Consider the following 1277-nt stretch of genomic DNA (forward strand, 5'->3'; position numbering starts at 1 on the left):
CGACCGCGGCAAAATCGAGCACAGGCGCCCGATGGTCATACTTGCCAAATCCAGCCATATACAGGGGCCGTGTGTCGAGTGACAGGATCGGCACGGGTTCGGTATCGATGATGCGCAGCTCTGATGAGTTGGGCGCGGGTGGCGGTGGCAGTTCCGGGACGATCTCCCGCAGCACGGCGCCCACGAGCGGCGCTTCGGTCAGCGAGATCGGCGGCATCGCCAGATAAGCGGCCAGTTGCTGCGCCTGCAACGATTGCAACGGCAACTGCACGATGCCGGCAACGCCAGCCTGTGTGTCGATGTACCAGGCGGGCTCGGTCGCCAGCAGCATCGTGGATGGGGGCTCGGTTCGCAGTACCGGTCGTACACAGTCGTCCGGCTGCGGCTGCCATTCGATGTGTCCCGGACGAGCATGTCCCTCGGACAAGGCCACACGCATGGGCGATGAAGCATGATTCGCTGTCGGTGCTGTGAACAGGCGGCCCGTCACAGTCAGTTTCTGCAACACGTCGGCCCCGGTTGAACCGCGCAACACGAAACTGCCGTAATCTTCGCGACTACGGCCCAGCCACAGTCCCCGCAGGATCACCAGATCATCGTCCGTGACGAATTTCGGCGGCTTCAGGAGGGCCGCCTCGACGTTATGCCAAGCGTCGTCGATCGATCTGATCGTGCCGTCCGTGTTGCGGCGCGCCTTGAAGATCTCCACTTCATGACGCTGGTGATAGCGCGACCAGCCCAGCACGTAAGCGAGTGTATGGGTTGGTTTCGATGCCGCTTTCCTTGCATTGGGCGCGCTCGACGCGAGACTGGCGCGAAACGTCTCCAGCCAGCTGATGACTTCGGGCCGCACGCCAACCTGCGGCTTCGGCATCTTCTCCATGCCTGCGATCAGCAGCGCCGCCACGTGCTTGCAGTCGTAGCCGACCGGGCACGAGCATTCACTTTCGACCCACGGACCTTCTTCCGCCTCGTAGAAGTGCACGTCCACTGCATACGGGCGACGCGCGGTCCCCTGCACCTCGCCGCTGAGCGTGTTGTCCTGCCAGTGCAGTTTCGATACCGCGTGGACGTAATCGCGCGCTTTCGCGACCGTGTGGGAACCTAACCAGTCCGCGATCTGCGCCCGGTCATAGAAAACTGACGACATCAGGGGTGTCCCTTCCATGCGTGTTCAAGCCAGTGGTGATGACGGCAGCGCGTGAGCAGGAAACGACACTCACGGCGCGGACCGCGTACGTGTGAATTCCCATCCAGCATCAGTCGCCAGGGCTTTG

General features: G+C 62.6%; 1 protein-coding gene. It reads right to left on the reverse strand.

What is annotated here, in order from left to right; all coding sequences use genetic code 11:
• Nucleotides 1-1150: SWIM zinc finger family protein (locus P0D80_RS50260; protein ID WP_408296232.1), on the reverse strand; the 1150-nt coding region annotated here is incomplete at its 3' end.
• Nucleotides 1151-1277: the final 127 nt, after the last annotated feature.

Origin of the sequence: Paraburkholderia sp. RL17-373-BIF-A (genome assembly GCF_046030175.1) — a bacterium.
GTDB lineage: Bacteria > Pseudomonadota > Gammaproteobacteria > Burkholderiales > Burkholderiaceae > Paraburkholderia.